At 42.8% G+C, this 24,079-nt stretch carries 25 protein-coding genes; 23 read left to right on the forward strand and 2 right to left on the reverse strand.

Features of this window, described 5'->3' with window-relative positions; translation table 11 throughout:
• Positions 1-56: 56 nt before the first annotated feature.
• Positions 57-323, reverse strand: a complete 267-nt coding sequence (gene rpsT, locus ACSR9O_RS08340) for a 30S ribosomal protein S20 (RefSeq protein WP_034308554.1) — start codon at positions 321-323, stop codon at positions 57-59.
• A 274-nt stretch (positions 324-597) separates the two neighbouring features.
• Here rpsT and gpr point away from each other — a divergent pair, with 274 nt between their 5' ends.
• From gpr to ACSR9O_RS08415, 15 genes are all read left to right on the forward strand, one after another.
• On the forward strand, positions 598-1,716 hold the full coding sequence (gene gpr, locus ACSR9O_RS08345; RefSeq protein ID WP_230177034.1) for a GPR endopeptidase: 1,119 nt from the start codon (positions 598-600) through the stop codon (positions 1,714-1,716).
• Between the two features lie 86 nt (positions 1,717-1,802).
• A complete protein-coding gene (spoIIP, locus tag ACSR9O_RS08350) occupies positions 1,803-3,002 on the forward strand; it encodes a stage II sporulation protein P (RefSeq protein ID WP_101222616.1) in 1,200 nt (399 codons plus the stop codon).
• Positions 3,003-3,023: 21 nt separating this feature from the next.
• A complete protein-coding gene (locus ACSR9O_RS08355) occupies positions 3,024-3,347 on the forward strand; it encodes a YqxA family protein (protein WP_053535740.1) in 324 nt (107 codons plus the stop codon).
• A gap of 176 nt (positions 3,348-3,523) precedes the next feature.
• Positions 3,524-5,359: a translation elongation factor 4 gene (gene lepA / locus ACSR9O_RS08360; RefSeq protein WP_095389815.1), complete on the forward strand. Its 1,836-nt coding sequence runs from the start codon at positions 3,524-3,526 to the stop codon at positions 5,357-5,359.
• Positions 5,360-5,448: 89 nt separating this feature from the next.
• Positions 5,449-6,600, forward strand: coding sequence for a radical SAM family heme chaperone HemW (gene hemW, locus ACSR9O_RS08365; RefSeq protein ID WP_101222615.1), 1,152 nt, complete (start codon positions 5,449-5,451; stop codon positions 6,598-6,600).
• A 124-nt stretch (positions 6,601-6,724) separates the two neighbouring features.
• Positions 6,725-7,753, forward strand: coding sequence for a heat-inducible transcriptional repressor HrcA (gene hrcA / locus ACSR9O_RS08370; protein ID WP_101222614.1), 1,029 nt, complete (start codon positions 6,725-6,727; stop codon positions 7,751-7,753).
• Between the two features lie 99 nt (positions 7,754-7,852).
• Positions 7,853-8,443 carry a nucleotide exchange factor GrpE gene (gene grpE, locus ACSR9O_RS08375; RefSeq protein WP_101222613.1) on the forward strand — a complete coding sequence of 197 codons (591 nt, stop codon included), beginning with the start codon at positions 7,853-7,855 and terminating at the stop codon, positions 8,441-8,443.
• A gap of 36 nt (positions 8,444-8,479) precedes the next feature.
• Positions 8,480-10,312 carry a molecular chaperone DnaK gene (gene dnaK, locus ACSR9O_RS08380; RefSeq protein ID WP_101222612.1) on the forward strand — a complete coding sequence of 611 codons (1,833 nt, stop codon included), beginning with the start codon at positions 8,480-8,482 and terminating at the stop codon, positions 10,310-10,312.
• Between the two features lie 105 nt (positions 10,313-10,417).
• A complete protein-coding gene (locus tag ACSR9O_RS08385) occupies positions 10,418-10,546 on the forward strand; it encodes a hypothetical protein (protein ID WP_491724285.1) in 129 nt (42 codons plus the stop codon).
• Positions 10,547-10,614: 68 nt separating this feature from the next.
• Entirely contained in the window at positions 10,615-11,730 is a 1,116-nt protein-coding gene (gene dnaJ, locus ACSR9O_RS08390; RefSeq protein WP_101222611.1) for a molecular chaperone DnaJ, read from the forward strand.
• Between the two features lie 36 nt (positions 11,731-11,766).
• Positions 11,767-12,708, forward strand: a complete 942-nt coding sequence (gene prmA / locus ACSR9O_RS08395; protein ID WP_491724286.1) for a 50S ribosomal protein L11 methyltransferase — start codon at positions 11,767-11,769, stop codon at positions 12,706-12,708.
• A 138-nt stretch (positions 12,709-12,846) separates the two neighbouring features.
• Positions 12,847-13,599 (forward strand): 16S rRNA (uracil(1498)-N(3))-methyltransferase, encoded by a 753-nt coding sequence (locus tag ACSR9O_RS08400; RefSeq protein ID WP_491724287.1) that lies wholly within the window; start codon positions 12,847-12,849, stop codon positions 13,597-13,599.
• A 6-nt stretch (positions 13,600-13,605) separates the two neighbouring features.
• Positions 13,606-14,943 carry a tRNA (N(6)-L-threonylcarbamoyladenosine(37)-C(2))-methylthiotransferase MtaB gene (mtaB, locus tag ACSR9O_RS08405; protein ID WP_491724288.1) on the forward strand — a complete coding sequence of 446 codons (1,338 nt, stop codon included), beginning with the start codon at positions 13,606-13,608 and terminating at the stop codon, positions 14,941-14,943.
• Between the two features lie 162 nt (positions 14,944-15,105).
• Positions 15,106-15,777: a deoxyribose-phosphate aldolase gene (gene deoC / locus ACSR9O_RS08410; protein ID WP_101222607.1), complete on the forward strand. Its 672-nt coding sequence runs from the start codon at positions 15,106-15,108 to the stop codon at positions 15,775-15,777.
• A gap of 51 nt (positions 15,778-15,828) precedes the next feature.
• Positions 15,829-16,065 carry a hypothetical protein gene (locus tag ACSR9O_RS08415; RefSeq protein WP_491724289.1) on the forward strand — a complete coding sequence of 79 codons (237 nt, stop codon included), beginning with the start codon at positions 15,829-15,831 and terminating at the stop codon, positions 16,063-16,065.
• A 277-nt stretch (positions 16,066-16,342) separates the two neighbouring features.
• On the opposite strand, the gene ACSR9O_RS08420 is transcribed toward ACSR9O_RS08415, so the two are convergent.
• Positions 16,343-17,275, reverse strand: coding sequence for a Na/Pi symporter (locus tag ACSR9O_RS08420; protein ID WP_101222606.1), 933 nt, complete (start codon positions 17,273-17,275; stop codon positions 16,343-16,345).
• A gap of 236 nt (positions 17,276-17,511) precedes the next feature.
• Between ACSR9O_RS08420 and rpsU the strand changes: the two genes are divergently transcribed.
• From rpsU to ACSR9O_RS08460, 8 genes are all read left to right on the forward strand, one after another.
• Positions 17,512-17,685 carry a 30S ribosomal protein S21 gene (gene rpsU, locus ACSR9O_RS08425; RefSeq protein ID WP_028391853.1) on the forward strand — a complete coding sequence of 58 codons (174 nt, stop codon included), beginning with the start codon at positions 17,512-17,514 and terminating at the stop codon, positions 17,683-17,685.
• Positions 17,686-17,699: 14 nt separating this feature from the next.
• Positions 17,700-18,143, forward strand: coding sequence for a GatB/YqeY domain-containing protein (locus ACSR9O_RS08430; protein ID WP_101222605.1), 444 nt, complete (start codon positions 17,700-17,702; stop codon positions 18,141-18,143).
• Between the two features lie 304 nt (positions 18,144-18,447).
• Complete coding sequence (locus tag ACSR9O_RS08435; RefSeq protein WP_397315433.1) at positions 18,448-19,767, forward strand: NfeD family protein; 1,320 nt, start codon at positions 18,448-18,450, stop codon at positions 19,765-19,767.
• A 50-nt stretch (positions 19,768-19,817) separates the two neighbouring features.
• Positions 19,818-20,807, forward strand: coding sequence for a flotillin-like protein FloA (gene floA, locus ACSR9O_RS08440; protein ID WP_402899859.1), 990 nt, complete (start codon positions 19,818-19,820; stop codon positions 20,805-20,807).
• A 22-nt stretch (positions 20,808-20,829) separates the two neighbouring features.
• The gene (locus ACSR9O_RS08445; protein WP_260358109.1) at positions 20,830-21,324 is read left to right on the forward strand and encodes a YqfB family membrane protein; all 495 of its coding nucleotides are present in this window, start codon (positions 20,830-20,832) and stop codon (positions 21,322-21,324) included.
• 125 nt (positions 21,325-21,449) lie between these two features.
• A complete protein-coding gene (gene yqfC, locus ACSR9O_RS08450; protein WP_034308511.1) occupies positions 21,450-21,734 on the forward strand; it encodes a sporulation protein YqfC in 285 nt (94 codons plus the stop codon).
• Positions 21,735-21,749: 15 nt separating this feature from the next.
• Entirely contained in the window at positions 21,750-22,937 is a 1,188-nt protein-coding gene (gene yqfD, locus ACSR9O_RS08455) for a sporulation protein YqfD (protein ID WP_230177027.1), read from the forward strand.
• 3 nt (positions 22,938-22,940) lie between these two features.
• Complete coding sequence (locus tag ACSR9O_RS08460) at positions 22,941-23,903, forward strand: PhoH family protein (RefSeq protein ID WP_034308506.1); 963 nt, start codon at positions 22,941-22,943, stop codon at positions 23,901-23,903.
• The last annotated feature ends 176 nt before the right edge of the window (positions 23,904-24,079 follow it).

Consider the following 24,079-nt stretch of genomic DNA (forward strand, 5'->3'; position numbering starts at 1 on the left):
TATGCAAAAAACGGCACAAAAAAAACGATCCGGTTGGATCGTTTAATTTTTTGTCATTATGCGTTAAGAGCGTTAAGTCTTTTCGCTAAACGAGATTTTTTACGGGCTGCCGCATTTTTATGGATTAATCCTTTAGATGCAGCTTTGTCTAATTTCACAGCAGCTGTTAAAAGAGCTTCTTTAGCAGCTTCAACGTTTTCACCAGCTAATGCAACTTCAGCGTTTTTCACTGTAGTACGCATAGTTGATCTAACAGTAATGTTATGAACGCGTTTTTTGTCGTTGATTTTTACACGTTTAATAGCAGATTTAATGTTTGGCATTCCGTTCACCTCCTACAAAGAAATCGAGATTATATGAACTCGACTTTTCAAATCCATATCAAATAGCACAAGTGATATTCTATCAGACTGCCCATAAATATGCAATACTTCAGATTGAGAATCGAAAAGGAATTATAATTTCGGGAATAAATTCATCTCGTCATCACTCATTGTACCAAAAAAATGAATAATAAAAAAGCAAAAACGACAGAATGTTTAAGAGAGACTATTGAAAATACTAGATTAGATTCAATTCAAACATCAGGAGGCCGTTATGGAAAATAATTTGGACCTTAGTGAATACGGAATTCGTACAGATTTGGCGATTGAAGCAAAGGAAATTGCCCTTGAACATAAAGGTGTTGTAGAGGAAGTGGATGTATCCCGTATCGAAGGGGTCATTATTAAAGAAAAAGATGTGGATGATCTGAAGGTATCCTTAGTCGAGGTCACGGCTGAGGGTGAAAAAGAAATCGGGAAGAAGCAGGGCAGCTATTTGACCATCGAAGTGCAGGGGATCCGCCAGCAGGATACGGATACGCAGCAACGGGTGGAAAAGGTGTTCGCCAACGAACTGGCTTCCTTTTTGAAACGGAATAAAATCACCAAAGAAAGCAGTTGTTTGGTTGTCGGTCTTGGTAATTGGAATGTTACTCCCGATGCTCTTGGGCCTGCAGTCGTTGAGAACCTTGTGGTCACAAGACATTTGTTCGAATTGCAGCCGGAGTCCGTCAAGGAAGGCTATCGGCCGGTAAGTGCGATTTCCCCCGGGGTGATGGGGATTACGGGAATCGAGACGAGTGACATCATAAAAGGAGTCATCGAAAAAAGTAATCCTGATTTCCTGATCGTCGTAGACGCATTGGCTGCCCGTTCGATCGATCGAGTGAATTCGACGATTCAAATAACGGATACAGGCATCCATCCTGGCTCTGGTGTTGGGAATAAACGAAAAGAATTGAGCCAGGCTACATTGGGTGTTCCTGTTATAGCGATTGGTATACCTACCGTCGTGGATGCCGTATCAATTGCCAGCGATACGATAGATTATATTTTGAAGCACTTTGGCAAGGAACTGAATGAAGGGGACAGACCATCACGTTCGCTGGCGCCCGCTGGATTCAGTTTTGGAAAGCGCACAAAGCTGACAGAAGAGGATATGCCAGGTGAAAAGGAGCGCCAAACCTTCTTGGGAATGATAGGTGTCCTCCCTGATGAAGAGAAACGGAAATTGATTTATGAGGTACTGTCACCGCTTGGTCAAAATTTAATGGTTACACCGAAAGAAGTCGATGTTTTCATTGAGGATATGGCCAATTTAATAGCCAATGGGTTAAATGCAGCCTTGCATCATTCAATAAATCAAGATAATACCGGCTACTACACCCGTTAAATCATTTTTAGTGCCCAAAAATGGTGTTCTACCCTTTCTAGCAAAGTCATAGGTATTAATAGACAAGCTATAGAGAGGGTGGAAGGATGAAAAGAAGAAATTCCCCAGGAATCATAACAGCCGTTCACGGATCAACAATAATAAAAACTTTTCTAGGTATTCTCGCCTTGCTTCTTTTTGTTTTTTCAGTCAGTGGGGTCATGACTTCCCTAAGACCGGAGTATCGGATATCTTCTAATTCCGTACATACTGTAGCCAACCAATTCTCGGGGAAAATGCTGTTCTCGATGCTGGCCAATGAAAACCATTATCTTTTTAATGCCCTGCCGGAAGGTAAGCAGGAATCGATGATCACGAATCAATTGATAAAAGTTTCGACCAACATTTCGCTGGAGGACCCGCGGAGCTTACTTGGCAGGGAACTTCCTGGCTTTTCGATTTTTGATAATGAGATCCTCGTTGCCGGGGAAGGAACGAATTATACGAATATGCCATACGAATCCTCGCCGCCAGTGGACGTCCTGAATGAAGAAAGGGATGCATCCCTGCAAAACCTGGATGAGATTGAAGAACCGGAAAAAGGAGTGGCCGATCAGCCGAAACAAACGACAAATGGACGGAAAGTGGTCGAGATATACCATAGCCATAACCGGGAGTCATATCTTCCATATTTAAAAGGAGTGACTAACCCGGATCTAGCCTATCATTCGAAAATCAATATTACGAAACTCGGGGAACGGATGGTTGAAGATATGGCTGATAAGGGGATAGGCTCCTCGCTCGATAAAACGGATATCATGGGAAATCTGAATAATAAAGGATTGAATTATGCCAGATCCTATCAAGAATCACGAAAATCCGTCCAGACGGCATTGGCCAATAACAAAGATTTAGAATATATCATTGATATCCATCGTGATTCAAAACGAAAAAAACATACGACCATTAACATTAACGGTAAAGATTATGCCAAGATTGCCTTCGTTGTTGGGGGCAATAACCCGAACTTCGAAAAAAATGCAGCGCTTGCCAATAAGCTTCATAAAGCTTTGGAGAAAAAATACCCTGGCATTTCACGAGGGGTTATGAAACAAGGCGGAGCGGGACATAATGGAGTATACAATCAGGATTTGTCAGGCAATGCCATGCTCTTGGAAATTGGCGGCGTTGATAATACTTTCGAGGAAATGTACTTGACCGTTGATGCCTTTACCGAGGTTTTCAGTGAATTTTACTGGGATGCCAAAGCAGTGGATAACCCGACCGGGGATTCGGAAGCGCAGTAATTTGAAAGGAGTTCTCTTATCATGGTTCGATTTTGGTTGAAATGTACAGGGATTGTGCTCGTATTATTTTTAGGTGTTCTAATCGGGATGCAGCAAGCGAACGACGGGATGAAAAAAATGAAGGGGTATGAAGATCCCTCTTTGAATAGTGCATTCATTATTAACCAATCGGACCAAGGGGAGATGGAAGCGGATATCCTTGGCGAAAAAGTAACCAGTCATGATTTGGAGACGAAAAAAGAAAAGCTTGAAGAAATGAAGGCCTTCAACTTTTTCTCATCGATCGGCAAAACGCTTGGAGAGACCATATCAGGGGCCTTTCAAGCACTTATTGATATGATTTAGGTATGAAGTAAGTTGAGTGTGCCCTGCCAAAAGGCTGCATCCGAATCCGGAATGCAGCCTTTTTTTATCCGATGCCCTGCAATGAGGCTTCTTTTGTAACTATTCTGTTGAATCTTGCATTTTCTATTGATATAATAAAAAATAGTGTATTGTGTCGACAAGTGGGAGTGAACGTCATGAATAGAGAAGAAAAATTAAAAAGACAATCAAAAATTCGTAACTTTTCCATCATCGCTCATATTGATCATGGTAAATCTACATTGGCGGATCGTATCATTGAAAAAACGAACGCCATGACTCAGCGTGAAATGAAGAGTCAGCTGTTGGATTCCATGGATTTAGAGCGTGAGCGTGGAATTACGATTAAATTGAATGCGATTCAATTGAAATATAACGCGAAAGATGGAGAAGAATATATCTTCCATCTTATTGATACACCGGGACATGTCGATTTTACGTATGAAGTGTCACGAAGCCTTGCAGCTTGTGAAGGAGCTGTCCTTGTTGTCGATGCGGCACAGGGTATTGAGGCCCAAACGCTTGCAAACGTTTATTTAGCATTGGACAACAATCTGGAAATCATTCCGGTCATCAATAAAATCGATTTGCCGAGTGCAGATCCGGAACGTGTGCGTGGAGAAATCGAGGAAGTGATCGGGTTGGATGCTTCCGATGCAGTCTTGGCTTCTGCTAAGGCGGGAATCGGAATCGAGGAGATTCTGGAACAGGTCGTTGAATTGGTTCCAGCTCCACAAGGTGATCCGGATGCTCCTTTCAAGGCGCTTATTTTCGATTCACTATTTGATGCGTACCGAGGTGTAGTTGCCTATATCCGTGTTGTTGAGGGTTCCATTAAAGTGGGCGATAAAATCAAAATGATGTCCACTGGCAAGGAATTCGATGTTACCGAATTGGGTGTCTTCAACCCTAAAACCCAGCTGTTGGATGAACTGAACGTAGGTGATGTAGGTTTCCTTACGGCAGCCATTAAAAACGTTGGTGATACGACTGTTGGTGACACGATTACAAGTGCCGTGAACAGTGCGACAGAACCATTGCCGGGTTACCGGAAGATGAACCCGATGGTATATTGCGGCCTATACCCAATTGACGCATCGAAATTCAATGATTTAAGGGATGCATTGGAGAAATTGGAATTGAACGATTCAGCGCTGCAGTTCGAGGCGGAATCATCGCAAGCATTGGGCTTCGGTTTCCGTTGCGGATTCCTTGGACTCCTTCATATGGAAATTATCCAGGAACGGATTGAACGTGAATTCAAAATCGACCTGATCACCACTGCACCGAGTGTTATTTATGATGTGGTCCAAACGGACGGAACGGTCCTGAAAGTGGATAACCCGTCTAATATGCCTGATGCTCAAAAGATCGAACGGGTCGAGGAGCCATATGTCAAAGCGACGATGATGGCGCCGACGGAGTTTGTCGGGGCGATCATGGAAATTTGTCAAAATAAACGCGGAAACTTCATTGATATGGAATATATCGATGAGACCCGTGTAAGCATTCACTACGAAATACCATTATCGGAAATCGTGTATGATTTCTTCGATCAATTGAAATCCAATACAAGAGGCTATGCTTCATTCGATTATGAGCTGATCGGCTATAAACCGTCCAAGCTTGTGAAAATGGATATCTTGCTGAATGCTGAAACTGTCGATGCTTTAAGTTTCATCGTTCATAAGGACTTTGCTTATGAGCGCGGTAAAGTCATCGTTGAAAAATTGAAGAAATTGATTCCAAGACAACAATTTGAAGTGCCGATCCAAGCAGCAATCGGGCAAAAAATCATCGCCCGTTCCTCAATTAGTGCAATGCGCAAAAACGTATTGGCTAAATGTTACGGTGGCGATATTTCCCGTAAACGTAAGTTGCTCGAAAAACAGAAAGAAGGTAAAAAGCGGATGAAACAGGTAGGTTCCGTTGAAGTGCCGCAAGAAGCTTTCATGGCTGTTTTGAAAATGGATGATACGACACCAAAGAAATAAATAAAATAAACGATAGATAGTAAAAAGAGGGTAGAGGAAATCTAGCCTCTTTTTCTATCGACTCATTCGATTAAAAGGTTGTGAACACAATGATTAAAAGCGCCTACCTCCATATACCATTTTGTGAACATATTTGTCACTATTGTGATTTCAATAAAGTATTTTTGCAGGGACAGCCGGTCGAAGAATATTTACAGATGATGAAAAGGGAAATGGTGATGCAGCTTTCCAAATACCCGACTGCCGGTTTGGATACGGTTTTCGTCGGTGGAGGGACACCGACCTCTCTTGATGAAAAGCAGCTTGCATTCTTATGTGAAGCGATCAATGAAACCCTGCCCTTTGATCCCAAAAAGGCTGAATATACATTCGAAGCCAATCCAGGGGACCTTTCGAGGGAAAAACTTAAGATACTTTATGACTCAGGGGTCAATAGACTTAGCTTTGGAGTGCAAAGCTTCAATGATGAATTGTTAAAACGAATCGGCCGGACTCACCGGGCTCTAGAAGTATATGAAACGATTCATTTGGCTCAAGAGGTTGGCTTTACGAATATCAGCATCGACCTGATATATGGATTGCCGGGCCAAACGATGGAAGATTTCAAGGATACGCTGGATAAAGCGATTGCCCTTCAATTGCCGCACTATTCCAGCTACTCATTGATCGTTGAGCCGAAGACTGTTTTTTATAACCAGATGCGAAGGGGTAAATTGAACCTGCCGCCTCAGGAGCTCGAGGCTTCGATGTATGAGAAACTGATGGAAGAGATGGAGAAGCATGGTCTGCATCAATATGAAATCAGTAATTTTGCCCGAACTGGGTTTGAAAGCAGGCACAACCTGACATATTGGGATAATGTGGAGTATTATGGGATTGGTGCCGGTGCACATGGCTATACTGGAGGTAAAAGGGTTGCCAATCATGGACCTGTGAAGAAATATATCACGCCATTGCTGGCGAACGAGCTGCCTGTATTGGAAGAGCACCCAGTACCGCTTCATGAACGGATGGAAGAGGAGATGTTTTTGGGGCTCCGGAAAACGGAAGGAGTTTCCTTGGAAATCTTCAAGAATAAATTTTTTGTTGAAATGACCGAGATTTTCAGGAAACCGCTCGAAGAAGGATCGGCAAAGGGTCTGCTTAAGGTGGAAGGCGGGTTCGTGCGCTTGACTGAGCAGGGCAAACTGCTTGGAAATGAAGTGTTCCAATCATTTTTGGGCGTTATTGATTCCGACTGAAGGAAACTCAAGTTATTTTAACGGTGAATTAGCGGTTTTCATTGTTGACATCATAAGCTTCATTTGATAATTTATTAGTATATTAGCACTCGATGAGACAGAGTGCTAACAGAGGTGATCATACATGCTAACTGATCGTCAATTATTGATTCTACAAGTGATAATCGAGGATTTCATCCATTCTGCCCAGCCAGTCGGGTCACGAAGCTTGTCGAAGAAAGATGAAATTACGTTCAGCTCTGCCACAATTCGCAACGAAATGTCCGATCTTGAAGAAATGGGATTTTTAGAAAAAACCCATACCTCTTCCGGTAGGATCCCTTCTGAAAAAGGGTATAGATATTATGTGGATCATTTACTTTCTCCTCAAGCTCCGAAAAAGAATGAAGTGAAGATATTAAAATCCGTTTTTGTAGAACGAATTTATGAATTGGAAAAGATCGTACAGAAGTCAGCGAAAATACTTTCGGAACTGACGAATTATACGGCGATTGTACTGGGGCCAAAAGTGAATGAGCATAAGCTGAAAAAAATCCAGATCATTCCTTTAAGTCCTGAAACGGCAATAGCCATCATCATTACAGATACAGGTCATGTGGAAAATCGAATGATTTCCTTACCGCCTTCTTTTGATATAAACGAAATCGAGAAGATGGTGAACATATTGAATTCCCGTTTGGTCGATGTTCCGCTAGTTGATCTAAAGGATAAGATCTATAAGGAAGTGGCAGTTCTATTGAGCCGCCACATTCATAACTATGGATCGATGGTCTCGACCCTTGCGGAGACCCTGACGGACACAAAGCCCGAAAAAATATTTTTTGGCGGGAAAACGAATATGCTGAGGCAGCCGGAGTTCCATGATATTGCTAAAGTAAGTACGCTTTTATCGATGATTGAGCAGGAACAGGGATTTTATGAACTAATTACTCAAAATCCATCGGGCATCCACGTCAAGATCGGCCGTGAAAATCAAAACACAGTGCTCGATGACTGCAGTTTGATTACGGCGACCTACTCAATCGGGCAGGAGCAAGTTGGCACATTGGCCATATTGGGTCCAACGAGAATGGAATATTCGAGAGTGATCAGTTTGCTTTCGTTCTTCTCGAAAGATTTAACGGCCCTGATGACAAAACTGTATCAAAAATAGTAGCAAAGGTAATATTGTTAAGGTGGCGGAGAAGCATATTCCGCGGCCTGGCATATTACTTTAGCATAAATTGTATAACCCTTTTAGGGAGGTGAGATTGTGACAGAAAATAAAAACGAAGAACAAACATTGGAAAATGAAACAATCGAGGAAAGTTCTGCAGAAGCAGTTTTCGCTGAAGAAGAAATTCCAGCGGAAGAAAACCAAGGTCCGGTTGAAAAAGATGAACTTCAATTGGCTCATGAAAAGATTGCTGAACTTGAGGCGAAAATCGAGGAAATGGATAACCGTTATCTTCGTCTGCAGGCCGATTTTGATAATTCAAGACGCCGTGCCAAGCTTGATATGGAGGCGGCTCAAAAATATAGAGTTCAAAGCATTGCTAGTGATTTAGTGGAGGCTCTTGATAATTTTGAAAGAGCTACAAAAATCGAAGCGGAAAATGAACAGACGAAATCCTTGCTATCAGGCATGGAAATGGTCTATAAAGCGATTACTGATGCATTGTCTAAAGAAGGCATCGAACCGATCAGTTCGGTTGGCGAAGAGTTCGATCCGCGTTTGCATCAAGCGGTCATGCAAGTTCAGGATGAAAACTTCGGTTCGAACATCGTCGTCGAGGAATTCCAAAAAGGATACCTTCTTAAAGACCGTGTGATTCGACCTGCAATGGTAAAAGTGAACGAATAGATTTTTACATATAAATAATTGGGAGGTAGTGAAACTATGAGCAAGATTATTGGTATTGACTTAGGTACAACAAACTCTTGTGTATCTGTACTTGAAGGCGGGGAACCAAAAGTAATCCCGAATCCAGAAGGAAACCGTACAACTCCATCCGTAGTGGCATTCAAAAATGGAGAAAGGCAAGTAGGGGAAGTGGCAAAACGCCAAGCGATTACAAACCCTAATACGATCATCTCCATTAAACGCCATATGGGTACTGACCATAAAGAAGTAATTGAAGGAAAAGAATACTCACCTCAAGAAGTTTCTGCAATCATCCTTCAATACTTGAAATCATACGCTGAAGAGTATCTTGGCGAAAAAGTGACTAAAGCGGTTATCACTGTACCTGCTTACTTCAATGATGCAGAACGCCAAGCAACTAAGGATGCTGGGCAAATTGCAGGCCTTGAAGTGGAACGTATCATCAACGAACCGACAGCTGCAGCACTTGCATACGGTTTGGATAAAACGGAAGAAGATCAAACGATCCTTGTATTCGACCTTGGCGGCGGTACATTTGACGTGTCGATCATGGAACTTGGAGATGGCGTTTTCGAAGTTAAGTCCACAGCTGGTGACAACCGTCTAGGTGGGGATGATTTCGACCAAGTCATCATTGATTACCTGGTTGAAGCATTCAAGAAAGAAAACGGAATCGACCTTTCAAAAGATAAAATGGCGGTTCAACGTTTGAAAGATGCAGCTGAAAAAGCGAAAAAAGATCTTTCCGGCGTAACGTCAACTCAAATTTCTTTACCATTCATCACTGCTGGAGAAGCTGGCCCGCTTCACTTGGACGTAACAATGACTAGAGCTAAATTCGATGAGCTTTCTACAGGTCTTGTGGAACGCACTATGGGACCAACTCGTCAAGCATTGAAAGATGCTGGTCTTTCAGCATCTGAAATCGACAAAGTAATCCTTGTTGGTGGATCTACACGTATTCCTGCGGTTGTTGAAGCAATCAAAAAGGAAATCGGTCAAGAACCAAGCAAAGGTGTAAACCCTGATGAAGTGGTGGCAATGGGTGCAGCAATTCAAGGTGGCGTATTAACAGGGGATGTTAAAGACGTTGTCCTTCTTGATGTAACTCCACTTTCACTTGGAATTGAAACGATGGGCGGAGTATTCACGAAACTGATTGACCGTAATACTACGATTCCGACAAGTAAATCACAAGTGTTCTCGACAGCGGCTGATAATCAAACGGCAGTTGATATCCATGTCCTTCAAGGTGAGCGTCCAATGTCTGCGGATAACAAAACTCTTGGCCGTTTCCAATTGAGTGACATTCCACCGGCACCGCGTGGAGTTCCGCAAGTTGAAGTGACATTCGATATTGATAAAAACGGTATCGTGAACGTTCGTGCGAAAGATCTTGGCACGAACAAAGAACAAGCGATCACTATCAAATCGTCTTCAGGACTTTCTGATGAAGAGATCGAACGCATGGTACGTGAAGCAGAAGAAAATGCCGATAGCGATAAACAACGTAAAGAAGAAGTTGAACTTCGTAACGAAGCTGATCAATTAGTTTTCCAAACGGAAAAAACGCTGAAAGATCTAGAAGGTAAAGTGGACGAAGCGGAAGTAACAAAAGCGAATGAAGCGAAGGATGAACTGAAAGCTGCAATCGAGAAAAATGAGCTTGAAGAAATCCGCGTGAAAAAAGATGCGCTTAACGAAATCGTTCAAGCTTTGACAATGAAGCTTTATGAAGAAGCGGCAAAAGCTCAGCAAGCTGGAGAAGCCGGTGCTGGCGAATCAGCTCAAGACGATAATGTGGTTGATGCTGAATACACTGAAGTTAACGAAGAAGAGAAAAAATAAAAAGTGGCCCAATCGGGGCACTGAAATATTGGGCAGTTAGTTTCTGCCTGCCATTGTAAAAAAGTCAAAGTCAGGTTATCTTGACTTTGGCTTTTTTTACAATGGATGGAATCATTGTCAGGAAGTGTTTCAATCGCTGGTGGGGAATCATGGGATTTTAGAGAAAAAGATGTGCAAATCGGGGCTGGCAGTACCAATTACAAAAATGTGTCAAAGCCGTTTGTACTTTTCTAGTTGATTATTATCTTCGTTCAGTGATAATATTACCTTTATGTGAATCGAATCGGGAGTGGATTTTAGATATGAGTAAACGCGATTATTATGAGGTGTTAGGCCTTTCGAAAAGTGCTTCGAAGGATGAAATCAAAAAAGCGTATCGAAAGCTCTCCAAACAATATCACCCTGATATTAATAAAGCGGACGATGCTGCGGATAAATTCAAGGAAATCAAGGAAGCTTACGAAGTATTGAGTGACGAACAGAAAAAGGCCCATTATGACCAATTCGGACATACAGATCCCAATCAAGGCTTTGGCGGTCAGGACTTTGGCGGTTTCGGCGGTTTTGAAGATATTTTCAGTAGCTTCTTTGGCGGCGGCGGTCGCAGGAGAGATCCTAATGCACCGCGTCAAGGGGCGGACCTACAGTATACGATGACGCTTTCTTTTGAAGAGGCTGCATTCGGAAAAGAAACTGAGATTGAAATTCCGCGTGAAGAGAATTGTGATACATGTAAAGGATCCGGTGCCAAACCTGGTACAAAAGTGGAAAACTGTTCACATTGTCATGGAACCGGTCAATTGAATGTTGAACAAAACACAGCGTTCGGAAGGATTGTGAACCGGAGAGCATGTCACCATTGTCAAGGTACAGGAAAAATCATTCCTAATAAATGTTCAACATGCGGTGGCGACGGAAAAGTCCAAAAACGTAAAAAGATCCAAGTCAAGGTGCCAGCAGGAATTGATGATGGCCAGCAGTTGCGTGTAACCGGCCAAGGAGAGCCAGGAATAAATGGCGGTCCGGCGGGAGACCTGTATGTAGTCTTCCATGTACGCAGCCATGAATTCTTTGAGCGGGATGGCGATGATATTTATTGTGAAATGCCGGTTACGTTTGCCCAGGCAGCATTGGGTGATGAAATAGAAGTTCCGACGCTGCATGGAAAAGTGAAGCTGAAGATTCCAGCAGGTACACAAACAAGCACTCGTTTCCGTTTAAAAGGCAAAGGTGTTCCGAATGTAAGAGGGTATGGCCAAGGAGATCAGCATGTGGTCGTATTAGTGGTCACCCCTAAGAAATTAACGGAAAAACAAAAGGACTTGCTTCGTGAGTTCAGTGATATCAGCGGACAAGGCGTAGATGAACAAGATGATGGCTTTTTCTCAAAAGTAAAGCGTGCTTTTAAAGATAGGTGAATAAAAGTAAAAGAACAAATTGGGAGTTGGTAGATTATGAAGTGGTCTGAATTTGCAATCCAAACAACGAATGAAGCGGTTGAACCTGTTTCGAATATTCTTCATGAGGCAGGTGCGAGCGGTGTTGTCATTGAGGATCCTCTAGAATTAGTCAAGGAACGTGAAAATGTTTTTGGCGAAATCTACCACTTAAACCCAGATGATTATCCGGATGAAGGTGTAGTCATTAAGGCTTATCTGCCCGTTAACAGCTTTCTTAACGATACCGTTGATGCTATTAAGGAATCAATCAATAATCTCCTTCTTTTTGATATAGACCTTGGGAAAAATGTTGTTTCAGTTAGTGAAGTGAATGAGGAAGAGTGGGCGACGGCTTGGAAAAAATATTATAACCCCGTCAAGATATCCGAACGTTTTACCATCGTGCCAACATGGGAAGACTACACTCCAGTTAGCAGTGACGAATTGATCATTGAACTTGATCCAGGCATGGCTTTCGGAACGGGTACACACCCGACGACGGTCATGTGCATCCAAGCGCTGGAGCGTACAGTACAGCCTGGGGATTTAGTCGTTGATGTAGGAACGGGTTCTGGTGTTCTAAGCATTGCAGCTGCATTATTGGACGCAAAACGAATCCAGTCCCTTGATTTGGATGAAGTGGCAGTACAGTCAGCCATACAAAACGTGGAAATAAATAACGTGCAGGATAAAGTGTCCGTTTCACAAGGCAATTTGCTGGACGGTGTGAATGAACAAGCGGATATCGTCGTGGCTAATATTCTTGCCGAGGTGATCATGCGTTTTACGGATGATGTAGCGAAAGTCGTTAAACCTGGCGGACATTTCATCGCTTCCGGAATCATTCAAACTAAGAAACAAGATGTGAAGGATGCGATTATTGCATCTGGTTTCACCATTGAGGAAACGATCTTGATGGAAGATTGGGTGGCAATAATCGCGAAAAGAAATGATTAATTGAAAAAGTTACTCTGATTATCGGGTATTTTGATAGTCAGAGTACCTTTTTTTAGCTTGAATCTTTGCACGGCTTGCATTCTGGATTCCTGACTGTTAGCCTGTGAGTTTTTTAGACTAGACGAAGTGGGTGGCAGTGTGCAACGGTATTTTCTTAACGATGTAGACATCAAAGGAAACACGGTGACGATATCAGGCGATGATTTTCACCATATCGCCAGGGTGATGAGGATGGGACCAGGGGAGCGGATCATTACGGTAAAAACTAATGGTATGACAGCTGTCGCGGAAATTTCGGAAATTACTGATGATGCTGTTATAGGGACCGTTTCCGAATGGAAGAATGAAGAAAAGGAACTTCCTGTAAGGGTTGTGATAGCGAGCGGTCTGCCTAAAGGGGATAAGTTGGAATATATCGTTCAAAAGGGTACTGAACTTGGTGCCGTTGAATTTATCCCTTTTATTGCTGCTCGTTCGGTGGTAAAATGGGACCACAAAAAGGTAGGTAAGAAATTGGAGAGGCTCCAGAAGATTTCAAAAGAGGCGGCTGAGCAATCTCACCGCACGGTTATCCCTGCCATCAAGGAACCGATGACGGCAGATCAGCTAGCTGGTTATGCTTCAGGTTTCGATCATAAATTAATCGCTTTTGAAGAAGTGGCAAAACGGGGGGAAACTTCTGTGCTCGCTTCTGTCTTGAAAGATATCACCGCTGGGCAATCCATCTTATTCGTTTTTGGGCCTGAAGGTGGTTTAGCAGATAAGGAAATAGAAAAACTGACTGATGCCGGTTTTATGGCTTGCGGTCTTGGACCAAGAATATTAAGAACTGAAACAGCACCTTTATATGCACTTTCCGCTGTTTCTTATCATGTAGAACTTTTGAGGTGATGAAAAATGGCAACGGTCGCTTTCCATACATTAGGCTGTAAAGTGAATCATTATGAAACAGAGGCCATATGGCAATTATTCAAAACTGGAGGATATGATCGTGTTGAGTTTGAAAATACATCCGATGTATATGTCATCAACACATGCACGGTGACAAACACTGGCGATAAGAAGAGCCGTCAGGTCATCCGTCGTGCCATTCGTAAAAATCCGAATGCCGTCATAGCGGTAACGGGATGTTACGCACAGACTTCACCGGCAGAAATCATGGCCATACCAGGTGTGGATATTGTTGTAGGAACACAGGACAGGGTTAAACTTCTTGATTACATCGAGCAATTCAAGGTTGAGCGTGAGCCAATCAATGCCGTAGGGAATATCATGAAAAACCGTGTCTACGAAGAATTGGATGTACCTGCTTTTACAGACCGTACACGAGCTTCACTTAAGATTCAGGAAGGTTGCAATAATTTCTGCACTTTCTGCATCATCCCTTGGGCCCGTGGCTTGATGCGTTCCCGCGATCCAAAGGAAGTCGTTAACCAAGCTGAACAGCTTGTCGAGGCAGGCTATAAAGAGCTAGTCCTCACCGGAATTCATACTGGCGGCTACGGAGACGATTTGAAAGACTATAATTTGGCGATGCTGCTGCGTGACTTGGAAAAGGTCGATGGATTGAAGCGTATCCGTATTTCATCCATCGAAGCCAGCCAGATTACAGATGAGATCATTGAAGTGCTGACGAATTCGAAAAAAGTTGTACGTCATTTGCATATACCAATCCAATCGGGTTCCGATACAGTTCTAAAACGGATGAGACGTAAATATACGATGGATTTCTTCGGGGATCGGATCGAGAAGTTGAAAATTGCGCTTCCGGGTCTTGCTGTTACCTCTGATGTCATCGTAGGTTTCCCAGGTGAAACAGAAGAAGAATTCATGGAGACATTTAACTTTATAGAAAAATATAAATTCTCCGAACTTCATGTTTTCCCTTATTCAAAACGGACAGGGACTCCGGCTGCCCGTATGGAAGATCAAGTCGATGAAGATGTCAAGAATGAACGCGTACATCGCCTTATCACGTTGTCGGATCAGCTGGCAAAAGAGTATGCCTCCAGATTCGAGGGGGAAGTTCTTGAAGTCATTCCTGAAACGAAGTTGGAAAATGGCCTTTATGAGGGCTATTCCGATAATTACATGAAAGTCGTCTTCCCGGCTTCGGAAGAAATGGTCGCTGAAATCGTCAAAGTGAAGATTACAAAGTCTGGCTATCCATTTAGTGAAGGTCAGTTCGTGACGGTCGTGAAGGATTTTCCGTTGCAACAAGCATCCAATATTTAATCTAAGACAGCGGTAAATCGCTGTCTTTTTTTTATCCTCTTTTAGATGTGTTATCTTGGCACTTTCGGGTAAAGACTATATATATCGTCAAAGTGGATAAACTATGGTATTATGAGAGGTACGTACAACTAGGTATAGATTGTTTTTGAGGAGGATTTATTAATGTCACAAAATGTAGCAGGTTTAATTGACCACACGTTATTAAAAGCAGATGCAACCAAAGAGCAAATAAAGGTATTATGCGAAGAAGCTAGAGAGTATAACTTTGCTTCCGTATGCGTGAACCCAACTTGGGTGAAATATGCAAGCGAACTTTTGGAAGGTTCAGAAGTGAAAGTTTGTACCGTTATCGGCTTCCCTCTAGGTGCAACCACACCGGAAACCAAAGCTTTTGAAACGAAAGACGCCATCTCCAATGGCGCTCACGAAGTCGATATGGTGATCAATATCGGCGCATTGAAGGACAAGGATGATGAGTTGGTAGAGCGGGATATTCGTGCTGTTGTAGCGGCATCCACTGGTAAGGCTCTGTCAAAAGTGATCATTGAAACTTCTTTATTGACTGATGAAGAAAAAGTCCGTGCATGTGAATTGGCGGTAAAAGCCGGATCGGATTTTGTGAAAACATCAACTGGTTTCTCGACCGGCGGAGCGACTGTTGAAGATATCACGCTTATGAGAAAAACAGTTGGCCCGGATATCGGTGTCAAAGCTTCAGGCGGAGTCCGCAACACGAGCGATGCCCAGAAAGTGATTGAAGCTGGTGCAACAAGAATTGGTGCGAGTGCAGGTGTTTCCATCGTAAAGGGTTTAACGGCTGATACCGATTATTGATTTTGTAAGGGACCGTATAATAAGTCCTTAAAATAAAACAGGCGGAGAAAAATGAATTATTTTTCTCCGCCTGTTTTTTATTACTTCCATAAAACGGATTATAAATCGAGTGTCCATGCCTTTGTGCAGTGCATTGCGCTTATTTCCTTGAAAAAGAAGAAACGTTTCAATTTTGGACTTTTACTTGTCATTTTTGGAACCTATAAATTCAGAAAAAAGTTTATTGTGGATTCAATGGATATTAGGGGCTTAAATCAGGGAGTAAACAGACTTATATTAAATGCATGAACAGGGGGAGGAAAATGAAAAAACGGGATTTACTTTCTTTTATATATAATGGCAGTAATCGTTTTTCATCTACCTAATATAGGTTGTGGATTTAGATATTAGCTGCTGTTATATTGAGTGGTTTGAGCTTAATAAACCATAAAGTTAATTATAAAAAGATTAGCTAAAAACCTCCCGGTAATCATTTATCCTTTTATATCTGTTACAGCTACACATTATGTCCATCTTCCCCTGAAGCTGCCCATAAGAAAGTCTCTAATGAGTTTTGGACAGCTCCTTATTTCTTTAAGTGTTGCCGATGCACCAAAAGAATGAGGTTGGAGAATTGCCGTGAGCATGGCAAGACGGCCAAAGAAGTCAAGATATTGAAAATCACACTGGCATGGGCGAGCTGTGTCCCCTTGTTTTCGGTGAAAAAGGCAGCGGCGCTTTCCAGGATGTCCACAAAAGGCAGGAATGCGGCAACCCCGATGACGTTTAGCCAAATATGTGCATAAGCTGTGAAGGCAGCTTGTCTGCCAGAACCGATGCTGGCCATGTATCCGGTGATGCAAGTGCCAATATTCGATCCGAGCATGATGATGATTGCGGAGGAGACGGATAACTCCCCGTTCATCAAAAAGCTCATGGCTATCCCGATGGTTGCCGAACTGGAGTGAATGAGTGCGGTCAATAATATCCCGGCTAATAGGGCATAACTCATATGGCCCTCTATGTAATGGATGAGCGTTTGTATCGAAGAATAGGCTGCAATCGGTGTCGAAAGCATTTTAAAACCGCTCATCGCCGCGAAGATGGCCGAGATTCCAATCAGGGACATCCCTATGCTTCTCGGTAATGCTTTTGGCATGAAGCAAAGAAAAGCGCCGCTTACGACACCGGGAATGATCCAACGATCCAAGGAAAAGGTCATGAACTCTGCTGTAAAGGTGGATCCGATATTCGTTCCAAGAATAATCCCGATTGTTTGCGGGAACGTTAAGCTTCCTGCGGAAACGAGGCCGACCGTCATGACCATGACCGCCGAGCTGCTCTGCAGGATCCCCGTAAAGATGGTTCCGGCCATGAAGCCTTTCCATGGCTTATCCGTTACCTTCGAGAGAAAATTTTTTAATGCCGCACCGGACATATTGAACAGTCCGATGCGTAAAACCGACATCCCCGCCAAAAATATCGCGATGAATAATAAGAATAAAAATAGCTCATGCATGACTGTCACCTCTTAGTAAGCTTATGGCCCATTAACGGGAGACATGCTATAAATTGGATTTTCATGCAAGTTGAATGATTGTTTAGTGAAAAATTATGATAATAACATGATGATATTCAAAATAAGTTTGATTTTATTGGTTGACCTGCTAAAGATGATATATTATAATTGTTTAGTACATGTATAACATGTTGACAACTTGAGTTAGTGTGTTGTTTTCGGAGGGAGGGAAAGAGATGTCTAAAACCGTCGTTCGTAAAAACGAATCGCTTGAAGATGCTCTTCGTCGTTTCAAACGTACTGTATCTAAAGCAGGATCGCTTCAGGAAGCTAGGAAGCGTGAATTTTATGAAAAACCAAGCGTAAAACGTAAGAAAAAGTCTGAAGCTGCAAGAAAACGTAAATTCTAAGAGAGGGTGGAAAGATGAGTCTTCTCGAGCGTTTAAATAATGATATGAAACAAGCGATGAAGAACAAGGAAAAGGACAAACTATCTGTTATTCGGATGCTGAAGGCTTCCATTCAAAACGAAGCATTGAAGCAGAGGCAAGATTTAACAGATGATGAAGAATTGACAGTGCTCTCTCGCGAATTAAAACAACGCAAAGACTCCCTCCAGGAGTTTGAAAACGCAGGTCGTTCAGATCTCGTGGATAAAGTCCGCACCGAACTAGTATACGTAGAGGCATATATGCCTGAGCAACTTTCAGAAGAAGACATTTCTAATATCGTTAAACAAACGATTGAAGAAGTCAATGCAACATCCAAAGCAGATATGGGGCGAGTTATGGGAGCTTTAATGCCTAAAGTTAAAGGTAAAGCGGATGGTTCTCTAGTAAACAAATTAGTACAACAACATCTATCTTAAACTCTAAACTTAAAACTCGAAACCTAACCGCAGGCAATTTGCCTGTGGTTTTTGTGTATTTCATGAATTTTATGCGTATATTATTGAAACGATGCCCAAGATAATAGGGGCATTTTTAATTTTATTTGCTTTTTTTGAAACCTTTTTCATATACATACGTAATAACTAAAGAACAGAGTAAAGGGTTGCTTCATTTGCTCCTTATTCGAATTTAGTTGAGTGCTGAATTTACTGGTAGGTTTTCCTCCTGAATATTGGAGGCACTTACCGCGTTTAATGCGGGAAAGGGGGCGTTCCGTTGAAAATTTGGCGTTATTTATCTGTACTCTTATTTGGATTGCTGTTCACCATGTCTTCTTTTGGGGGATCGACGGTATCTGCAAACGAGAAGATCGTTTACCATGTACCAATAGAAGAAACGGTGGAAAAGGGACTCTCGGCATTTTTGGAACGCGCGCTTACCACTGCTGAAGCAGCTGATGCAGACCTTGTCGTTTTCGAGGTGAATACTCCTGGAGGTGCTGTGGATGCAGCAGGGGAAATTGCAAAGTTACTGTCCGATTCACCAATCAAGACAGTTGCCTACGTCAATAACAGGGCCTTATCTGCAGGGGCATACATTTCTCTAAGTGCAGATGAGATCTATATGGTTCCGAGTGCCACCATGGGATCTGCCGCTGTAATTGATTCTACAGGGAACGCTGCAGGTAAGAAAGCGCAATCTTATTGGTTAGCAGCCATGAAGACTGCTGCAGAACAAAATGGACGTGATCCCATTTACGCCCAGGCGATGGCGGATGTTGACATCGATCTACCCGAATATGGAGCGGAAAAAGGAAAGTTGCTGACATTTACAGCCGAACAGGCAAAAAAGGCTGGATATAGTGAAGGCACCGTCTCTGGGAAAGCGGAGCTGTATAGTATACTTGGAGTTGAGGATGCTGATATTCGGTCAATCGAAGAAAGCTTTCCTGAGAAACTTGCCCGCTTTTTGACCAACCCGATCGTCGTACCCATTTTATTAACGATAGCGGGAATCGGGATTGTGATGGAATTGTTTTCACCCGGTTTTGGAATTCCGGGGGTCATTGGAATCACCAGTCTTGTTTTATTCTTCTATGGTCATCTTGTCGCCGGTATCACCGGATACGAATCGTTAGCGATGTTCATCATTGGGGTCATTCTCGTACTCATTGAATTTTTTATCCCAGGGGGGATTATCGGGCTGCTCGGATTTACAGCGATAGTGGGGAGTCTATTCCTCGCGACAGGAGATCCGGTCCATATGACGATATCCTTGCTAATTGCGGTCACCGTATCCATTTTGGTATTCATCCTACTTGTAAAGGTGTTTGGAAAACAGATGAAATTTTTCAGGAAAATGATATTAACCGATGCAACAAAAACGGAACAAGGGTATGTCAGCAATCCGAATCGTTTGGATTTATTAGGTGTTGAAGGGAAGGCCCTTACAGATTTGAGGCCTTCAGGAACTGCTTTGGTCAAAGAAGAAAGAGTGGATGTCGTGACCGAAGGAAGCTTTATTTCCAAAGGTTCATCAATCGTTATCGTGAAAGTAGAAGGATCAAGGGTAGTCGTCCGGGAAATACCGGATTCAAATTAAAATTAAAAGATACAGGAAGGATGAATCATTAAGTGATAACTTCAGGAACGATATTTATTGTACTGGCAGTGATTGCTGCTATCATCGTATTGGCAGTATTTTTCACATTCGTACCAGTAATGCTATGGATTTCCGCTTTAGCGGCAGGAGTCAAAATCAGCATATTTACATTAGTTGGAATGAGGCTTCGCCGTGTTATACCAAGCAGGGTCGTCAATCCTCTTATCAAGGCCCATAAGGCTGGAATCAATGTTTCGACGAATCAATTGGAGAGCCATTACCTTGCAGGCGGTAATGTCGATCGAGTGGTGAATGCATTAATTGCTGCAGAGCGAGCCAATATCACGTTACCTTTCGAACGGGGTGCAGCTATTGACCTTGCCGGCCGTGATGTATTGGAAGCCGTTCAAATGAGTGTTAACCCGAAAGTGATTGAAACCCCGTTCATCTCTGGTGTGGCGATGAATGGTATTGAAGTGAAAGCGAAGGCAAGGATTACGGTGCGAGCCAATATTGAACGCTTGGTCGGTGGTGCCGGTGAAGAGACGATCATTGCCCGTGTAGGCGAAGGGATCGTATCGACGATCGGTGCTTCGAAAATGCATACGGATGTACTGGAACACCCCGATTTGATTTCACGAACGGTTTTATCAAAAGGGTTGGATTCAGGAACGGCATTCGAAATACTTTCCATTGATATCGCTGAAGTGGATATCGGTAAAAATATCGGGGCCATATTACAGACTGACCAAGCCGAAGCCGATAAAAAGATAGCCCAGGCAAAGGCCGAGGAACGCCGTGCGATGGCTGTTGCACTTGAACAGGAAATGGTTGCCCGTGTTCAGGAAATGAGAGCGAAGGTTGTTCAATCCGAAGCCGAAGTTCCGTTGGCCATGGCTGATGCACTGAAAAGCGGAAACCTTGGAGTGATGGATTATATGAATATCCAAAATATCACGGCTGACACTGATATGCGCGATTCCATCAGTAAAATATCCGAAAATCCAAAAGATAACAACAATAACCATAATAATAATTAGGTCAGGGAAGGAAGGTCTTTAAATGGGAGGTTTTATTGATTTCTTTCTCGAGAACCCATTCCTTATCATTGTCTTGATCGGTGTTTTAACGTCCATGTTAGGAAAGAAAAAGCAGACTCAAGATCCTGGCACGCCTCCGAAAAAGAAATGGCAGGAGGTCATGCGGGAGCTTCAAGGTGAAATGCCGCAAGGAAATCAGCAGCAAAAGCATGCACCTCCTCCCGTAAGGAAAGTCGAACAGCAGGCAGCACAGGCTGTTGAAGTGATCGATGAGACGAAGAACGAAGCGAACAAAAGGATTACCGAGCTTAGACGGCTTCAGCAGAAGTACGATCAAGAGCGTTTATATCAAAAAGCGAAAGCAGATCAACTTACATCAACGATTTCTGATAAAAACAGTCCGGTCTATCGCAAAGGACCGTCTTTTGGCAAAAAACAGCTGATTGATGGCATCATCATGTCAGAAGTGCTGGGACCGCCAAGGGCGAAGAGAAGTCTTCATAGGTCCAGAAGGTGATTCGGAGACTGGGCTTTTTTAAGCCCGTCATTAAAAGCCTGAAAAAATAGACTTTTATTCCCTTATAATTTTGTGCTAGAACCCTCTTTCATTTCATACATTGAGATGAAAGGGGGTTCTTTTTTATGGCACGCAATTGGGGAAAAAAAGTGAAACAGCTTATGACCAAAACAATGGACCTTCCGCAAGATGTCATGATGGACCTGCCGCGAATTACAATGATCGGACAATTACATATTTATATTGAAAACCATCGTGGCTTATTGGCTTTTACAGACAGCGAAGTGCGATTGATGCTGAAAAATGGGCAGTTGCTGATAAAGGGAAATGCCTTTGTCATAAAGACGATTTTGCCGGAAGAAATCATGCTCGAAGGCAAAATTGATAAGGTTTATTTTATCAATGAATGATCCCGGGAGGTCTCCATGAAAAACCAATGGACAAACTATTATACAGGCTATGTAAAGGTGAAGGCTTATGGCAAAGGTGCAGAACGGCTGATCAATATGCTGACGAGAAGGGGGCTTCATATCTGGGAAGTGAAGCGTGTCGGAAGTGAATCCCTGATTTTCCATATGGATATCAGGGATATCCCAAAACTCCGTCAGGTCATGCGTAAGAGCGATTGTAAAGTAAAGTTCATGCAGGGAAAGGGTTTCCCTTTCCTATTGAAGAGAGTCATGAAAAACAGCGGGTTTTTAGCGGGGATGATCGCTTTCCTGCTATGCATATTCGTACTTTCCAATATGGTATGGGGCATCGAGGTTCAAGATGCCAAACCGGCAACCGAGCATGCCATCCGGAAAGAATTGGACAAGATGGGCGTGAAGATCGGTAAAGTGCAATTCTTTGTTGATGATGTGGATACGATTCAGCGTAAGCTGTCGGACCGGATCGGTGCATTGACATGGGTAGGGGTAGAGCTGAAGGGAACGACATACCATTTTCGGGTTGTAGAAAAACGGCAGCCTAAAGAGGTCGAGAAAACATCTCCGCAGAATTTAGTAGCTTCTAAAAAAGCGATCATCACTGATATGTTCGTTGAAAAAGGACAATCTATTGTTAATGTGAATGATTATGTAGGAAAGGGACAGCTTCTTGTTTCAGGATGGATTGGAAAAGAGGATAAACAGGAAATTGTATCCGCACAAGGAGTAATAAAAGGGAAAACGTGGTATAAAGCGAAAGTGGAAGTACCGTTAAAAACCAAGTTTTCTGTTTTTAACGGAGATGAAGCGAGCAGGCACTTTTTAAAAATGGGGGGCTTTTCCCTTCCAGTATGGGGTTTCAAGGATCCGGGATATGAAAAACAGGAAAAAGAAACGACAATGAGGCCGTTTCACTTTCTTCAATGGGAACTGCCCATTTCCTATAAACAAGTGACCTTTAGGAGCAAGGAAGATATTGTACGAAGTTATACGGAGAAAGAAGCCGTGGAGGAAGGCAGGAAAATGGCTAAAGCTGAATTGAAAAAGCATTTGGAAGAGGAAGATGAAATCGTCGAAGAAAAAATTTTGCACGAAAGCATGGAGAATGGTAAAGTAAAATTATCTATACATTACCAAGTTATTGAAGATATAGCGATTGGACAGCCAATCATTCAAGGAGACTAACGAATGGCAGATGATGTGAAAGTAATTAAGCTAGAAATAGAATCACCTAATGAAGCGATCGCTTTATTGGGCAATGGAGATTCAAATGTAAAAGTGCTCGAAGAGGAGCTGGGCATTTCCGTCATAACCCGAGGTGAAGCGGTGAGTGTTGCCGGGGATATCGAGCGGGTAACGATGGGGGAGGAAATCCTCAAGGCGTTATTGACAGTGGTCAGAAAAGGAATTGCAATCAGTTCCAGAGATGTGCTTTATGCAATTGAATTGGCAAGAAAAGGCACATTGGAGTATTTCGGCGAATTATATGATGAGGAAATCGCAAAAACGGCTAAGGGGAAATCCATTAAAGTCAAAACAATCGGGCAGAGATACTATATCCAGGCAATAAAGAAACAAGACCTTGTATTTGGAATTGGGCCTGCCGGAACCGGGAAGACCTATCTAGCTGTAGTGATGGCCATCAATGCATTGAAAAATGGACATGTTAAACGGATCATCCTGACACGGCCTGCCGTCGAAGCAGGGGAAAGCCTTGGTTTTCTGCCTGGTGATCTGAAGGAAAAGGTAGATCCTTATCTACGTCCGCTGTATGACGCTCTCCATGACCTTCTAGGGATGGAACAGACGCAGAGGATGATAGAGCGCGGAACGATCGAAATAGCTCCTCTGGCTTATATGAGGGGCCGTACGCTTGAAGATGCCTTTGTCATATTGGATGAAGCCCAGAATACGACGGAAGCCCAAATGAAGATGTTCTTGACCAGGCTTGGTTTCGGATCGAAAATGGTCATTACGGGAGATCGGACCCAAATTGACCTTCCAAAAGGCATGAAGTCAGGTCTTGTCAGGGTAGAAGAGATCTTGAAGAATGTTAAAGGCCTTTCCTTTGTTTATTTTGAACAAAGTGATGTTGTAAGACATCCGCTTGTCGCCAAAATCATTACTGCTTACGAGCAGGCGAAGTCATAAGAAGAAATCCGCCATTTCAATCGGCGGATTTTTCTTGATGTGTCTAAATTACAAACTTTATGGTAAAAAAGTGGATATGGAATGAAGGAAGCTTTACATTTATCAATACGAAGGTGAAAATTCACATAAAAACTGTTATGATTTTACATATCTAGAATAATAAACATCATTTTTAT

The organism is Peribacillus sp. B65 (genome assembly GCF_058513295.1).

Bases quoted from the DNA above. Each gene is read 5' to 3' on its own strand.
- rpsT (WP_034308554.1), bottom strand. From the start codon at position 323: ATGCCAAACATTAAATCTGCTATTAAACGTGTAAAAATCAACGACAAA.
- gpr (WP_230177034.1), top strand. From the start codon at position 598: ATGGAAAATAATTTGGACCTTAGTGAATACGGAATTCGTACAGATTTG.
- spoIIP (WP_101222616.1), top strand. From the start codon at position 1,803: ATGAAAAGAAGAAATTCCCCAGGAATCATAACAGCCGTTCACGGATCA.
- ACSR9O_RS08355 (WP_053535740.1), top strand. From the start codon at position 3,024: ATGGTTCGATTTTGGTTGAAATGTACAGGGATTGTGCTCGTATTATTT.
- lepA (WP_095389815.1), top strand. From the start codon at position 3,524: ATGAATAGAGAAGAAAAATTAAAAAGACAATCAAAAATTCGTAACTTT.
- hemW (WP_101222615.1), top strand. From the start codon at position 5,449: ATGATTAAAAGCGCCTACCTCCATATACCATTTTGTGAACATATTTGT.
- hrcA (WP_101222614.1), top strand. From the start codon at position 6,725: ATGCTAACTGATCGTCAATTATTGATTCTACAAGTGATAATCGAGGAT.
- dnaK (WP_101222612.1), top strand. From the start codon at position 8,480: ATGAGCAAGATTATTGGTATTGACTTAGGTACAACAAACTCTTGTGTA.
- ACSR9O_RS08385 (WP_491724285.1), top strand. From the start codon at position 10,418: ATGGAATCATTGTCAGGAAGTGTTTCAATCGCTGGTGGGGAATCATGG.
- dnaJ (WP_101222611.1), top strand. From the start codon at position 10,615: ATGAGTAAACGCGATTATTATGAGGTGTTAGGCCTTTCGAAAAGTGCT.
- prmA (WP_491724286.1), top strand. From the start codon at position 11,767: ATGAAGTGGTCTGAATTTGCAATCCAAACAACGAATGAAGCGGTTGAA.
- mtaB (WP_491724288.1), top strand. From the start codon at position 13,606: ATGGCAACGGTCGCTTTCCATACATTAGGCTGTAAAGTGAATCATTAT.
- deoC (WP_101222607.1), top strand. From the start codon at position 15,106: ATGTCACAAAATGTAGCAGGTTTAATTGACCACACGTTATTAAAAGCA.
- ACSR9O_RS08415 (WP_491724289.1), top strand. From the start codon at position 15,829: ATGAATTATTTTTCTCCGCCTGTTTTTTATTACTTCCATAAAACGGAT.
- ACSR9O_RS08420 (WP_101222606.1), bottom strand. From the start codon at position 17,275: ATGCATGAGCTATTTTTATTCTTATTATTCATCGCGATATTTTTGGCG.
- rpsU (WP_028391853.1), top strand. From the start codon at position 17,512: ATGTCTAAAACCGTCGTTCGTAAAAACGAATCGCTTGAAGATGCTCTT.
- ACSR9O_RS08430 (WP_101222605.1), top strand. From the start codon at position 17,700: ATGAGTCTTCTCGAGCGTTTAAATAATGATATGAAACAAGCGATGAAG.
- ACSR9O_RS08445 (WP_260358109.1), top strand. From the start codon at position 20,830: ATGGGAGGTTTTATTGATTTCTTTCTCGAGAACCCATTCCTTATCATT.
- yqfC (WP_034308511.1), top strand. From the start codon at position 21,450: ATGGCACGCAATTGGGGAAAAAAAGTGAAACAGCTTATGACCAAAACA.
- yqfD (WP_230177027.1), top strand. From the start codon at position 21,750: ATGAAAAACCAATGGACAAACTATTATACAGGCTATGTAAAGGTGAAG.
- ACSR9O_RS08460 (WP_034308506.1), top strand. From the start codon at position 22,941: ATGGCAGATGATGTGAAAGTAATTAAGCTAGAAATAGAATCACCTAAT.